Source organism: Muriicola sp., assembly GCF_041567615.1.
Classification (GTDB): Bacteria; Bacteroidota; Bacteroidia; order Flavobacteriales; family Flavobacteriaceae; genus Muriicola.
The window spans coordinates 1-3,926 of the sequence record NZ_JBFGBM010000212.1 but is presented as its reverse complement, the minus strand read 5'-3'; the positions used below and the strand labels follow the sequence as shown (position 1 = coordinate 3,926).

3 protein-coding genes and 1 pseudogene are annotated in these 3,926 nt (G+C 49.8%); all 4 read right to left on the bottom strand.

The features are described from left to right. Positions 1-299: pseudogene (locus ABYP73_RS11945) on the bottom strand (MFS transporter); the annotation flags it as partial. Between the two features lie 124 nt (positions 300-423). After that, positions 424-1,353 carry a tRNA epoxyqueuosine(34) reductase QueG gene (gene queG / locus ABYP73_RS11940; protein WP_372974476.1) on the bottom strand — a complete coding sequence of 310 codons (930 nt, stop codon included), beginning with the start codon at positions 1,351-1,353 and terminating at the stop codon, positions 424-426. Further along, entirely contained in the window at positions 1,350-2,684 is a 1,335-nt protein-coding gene (locus tag ABYP73_RS11935; protein WP_372974475.1) for a cytochrome P450, read from the bottom strand. Before ABYP73_RS11935 ends, queG begins: the two co-directional genes overlap by 4 nt. Next, on the bottom strand, positions 2,685-3,707 hold the full coding sequence (ruvB, locus tag ABYP73_RS11930) for a Holliday junction branch migration DNA helicase RuvB (protein ID WP_372974477.1): 1,023 nt from the start codon (positions 3,705-3,707) through the stop codon (positions 2,685-2,687). Positions 3,708-3,926: the final 219 nt, after the last annotated feature.

Sequence of the window (3,926 nt, the reverse complement as noted above, 5' to 3'; positions counted from 1 at the left end):
GGAAAGGCAAACAAACACATACTCCCCAAGAGGGCCCCGATAAGGAAAAAAGGTTTTCTCCTACCCCAACGCGGGGACCACGTCTTATCGGAAATAGCGCCGATCAGGGGTTGAACCACAAGACCGGTAACCGGCCCGGCGATATTCAGGATGGGTAATATCTCTTCTGATGCCCCTAAAAAAAGGAAAATCGGATTGATCGCACTTTGCTGCAGTCCAAAACTGTATTGTATCCCCAGGAACCCGACATTCATATTAAATATCTGCCAGAAACTGAGTTCGGGTTTGCTGAATTTCATACGTACTTCTTTATTCCCTTAATTCGGGCGTCATTTAGGATTAAACAGCCGTCAATATAACATTTTATCTCCCGACTTCTGAACATATCAAAAAAATATGGTCGAAGCACAGGGTACGAACAGGCTAATCCGAGGAGTTCAGGAAGGATATGTTTCTTTTCAGACCCTTGAATTTGGTCCGCTTTACGGCCGAACCCTTAAAGACTTTCTGAAAAACCTCTTCCGTGATCTCTTCCCAATCCTTCTTGCTCATGCCTAGCAGGTCGGGATGGGGGTTGAAGAGGGGTTCGGAATGGGGTTTTGAAAACCGGTTCCACGGGCATACATCCTGGCAAACATCGCATCCAAAGGCCCAGTCGTCCATCTTACCCCTGAAAGAAGTCGGGATCTCATCCCGCAATTCTATGGTCAGGTAGGAGATACATTTGCTTCCATCTACCACATAGGGCTGTATGATGGCCTCTGTCGGGCAGGCATCTATACAGGCCGTACAGGAACCGCAATGGTCCGTGACAGGGGTATCATACTCCAGCTCCAGGTCTATGATCAGCTCGGCAATAAAATAAAAGGAACCCACCTGCTGGGTAAGGAGGTTGCTGTGTTTGCCTATCCATCCGAGTCCGCTGCGCGCGGCCCACACCTTGTCCAGCACAGGGGCCGAATCTACAAATGCCCTGCCGTTCACCTCCCCTATTTCACGGCTGATAAAGGCGTGCAATTCCCGGAGCTTGGCCTTAATCACCTGGTGGTAGTCCTGCCCATATGCGTATTTAGAGATCTTGTAGGTATCGGGCACCTGTTCTTCGGAGGGATAGTAATTGAGCAGGAGGGAAATCACAGATTTCGCCCCATCGACCAGCCTTCGCGGATCGAGTCTTTTGTCGAAGTGGTTCTCCATATACCGCATCTCCCCCTGCATTCCCTGTTTAAGCCATTTTTCAAGCCTGGGTGCTTCCTCCTCCAGGAATTCTGCCCTGGAGATACCACAAGAAAGGAAGCCCAACCTTTTGGCTTCTTCCTTGATTCTTCGTGTATGTTGCGTGACCAGCTTCAAACCGTTTCACGTTGATAAAACTCAAGTACAACCTCCTTTGGTTTCAGGGAAATAAGCGGGTTGAGGACCACCTCTTTCGACTTACTTTCGATCCGGTAATTCGAAACGATCTCCACCAGGGTAAGGACCATTTCATACATCGCAAAGTTATTGCCGATACACATCCTCGGTCCGGCACCAAACGGATAATAATAAGGCCCCATTTCCTTTTTACCTTCCCTGCTGAAACGTTCCGGCGTGAAAAGCTCAGGTTTTTCCCAAAATGAACGATACCTGTGCAACTCGTAAACAGACATGAGCAACAAGGTCCCTTCAGAAAACCTGTGTCCTGAAAGCTCTACCTCCTCTGTCGCCATCCGGTCTATCACATAGACCGGAGGATATAACCTCATCGCCTCTTCTATGCATTGTTGCGTGTATTGAAAACGAGCGATCCCTTCCAGGGAGTCGAGCACTGTACCCCGATTCTGCCTGATCTCGAGATATACCTTTTCCTGAATTTCCGCATGGGTCGCCAGGAGGAAGAGAGTAAAACTCAGGGCGTTTGCCGTGGTCTCATGCCCGGCTGTAAAAAGGATCAGCACCTCGTCGATAAGCTGGCGGCGCTCCATATGAGTACCATCTTCATAGGTGGCGCTGAGAAGCATATCGAGCAGGTCATCCTCCTCCCTGTGTTGTGATACCCTTTCCTCGATCAGGGCATCGAGCAACTCCCTGCCCCTTTCGGAATACGCCAGGTGTTTTCTTATTTTGCCGCTGAGCTTAAACCACCAGACCAGGTAAGGTTGCCTCATTTCCCGGATGAGCATTCTCTGGTTGGTCTCCGTGATATCCTGTAATTCACTCATCTTTTCCCTGATATCCGTATTGCTGAAAAGGGATTTGGCCACTACCTGGAAGGCGAGATCGCCCATAAGGGGAAAAATATCTTGTTCTCTGCCGGGTTGAATGCGCCTGATTTCTTCCCTGATGGCCCTGCGCATGGTCCCCAGCAGACCTTCGAGTTTTTTCTTGTGGAAAGCCGGCTGTATCATTCTTCGCTGTACCCTCCAGTGTTCTCCTTCTGCCGTGAGGAGGCCATTTCCGATATACTTGGCCAGGTCTTTGGTCTGCAGGGGCGATTTCCTGAACTTTCTTTGTTGTTTCTGAAGAACCTGCTGAATGATCTCAGGATCCCGGGTGAACACTACCGGTCTGCCGGGCCCTACCCTCACCCGGAAGGTATCCCCGTATTTCTCAAAATTTTCAGAATGGAATGGAAGCGGGTTGGCCAGGATTCGTTTCCTGTTCTTCAACACCTGCAGCAGAGAAACAGTTTTGAGTTCTCCCATCTAGAACAGCCCGGGTTGGGTTCCGCCTTTGATGCGCCCCAGGTGCTTATAGGCGAGTTCGGTCACCTCCCGCCCCCTTGGGGTTCTCATAATAAAGCCCTGTTGGATGAGGAAAGGCTCGTAGACCTCTTCAAGGGTTTCTGCACTTTCAGAGACAGCCGTGGCGAGGGTTGATATCCCCACAGGACCGCCTTTGAATTTGTCGATGATGGTCCTCAGGATCTTATTGTCCATCTCGTCCAGGCCGTGGGTATCCACATTCAAGGCTTTTAGGCCGAATCGCGATATTTCCAGGTCTATCTTTCCGTTCCCTTTGATCTGTGCAAAATCCCTGATCCTTCTCAGGAGTGCATTGGAGATCCGGGGGGTTCCCCTGCTCCTTCCCGCTATCTCTATGGCCGCCTCCTGGGTGATCGGAACTTTCAGGATGTCTGCACTTCGCTCTACGATGGTCGACAGGAGTTCCGTATTGTAGTATTCCAGCCTGCTCTGTATGCCAAACCGCGCGCGCATGGGAGCCGTGAGCAACCCGGATCGGGTAGTAGCGCCAATGAGGGTAAATGGATTCAGGTTGATCTGCACGGAGCGGGCATTAGGGCCGGTCTCTATCATGATGTCTATCCTGTAATCCTCCATGGCAGAATAGAGGTATTCCTCCACCACGGGACTCAACCTGTGGATCTCGTCAATAAAAAGTACATCCCTTTCTTCCAGGTTGGTCAGCAGGCCCGCCAGGTCTCCGGGTTTATCCAATACGGGGCCTGATGTCACCTTGATCCCCACCCCCAGTTCGTTGGCCAGGATATGCGCAAGAGTGGTCTTTCCCAGGCCGGGAGGCCCGTGGAACAGAGTATGATCCAGGGCTTCATTCCTCAAATTGGCCGCCTGTACAAAGATCTGCAGGTTCTCGAGGACAGATTCCTGTCCCGTAAAATCATCAAAGGATACAGGCCTCAGTGCCCTCTCTATGTCGAGCTCTTCCTGGGAAAAATGATCTGCTGTCGGATCGAGATGTTCGTTCATGATCTCCAAGATAATGAAAAACACAAGGGATTATTACGGGAATGCAAAGCACAAAATCTTCACGGATTTTGGCATCACGATAAAAGTCATCTTTTGGGAGCATATAATTTCCAAATTTTGCAGTAGAAATTCAACCCAGTAGTATAAATAACATAATTCATGACAACATTTGATTTAACGAAGTACGGAATTGAAGTAAAAGAGATACACAGGAACAGC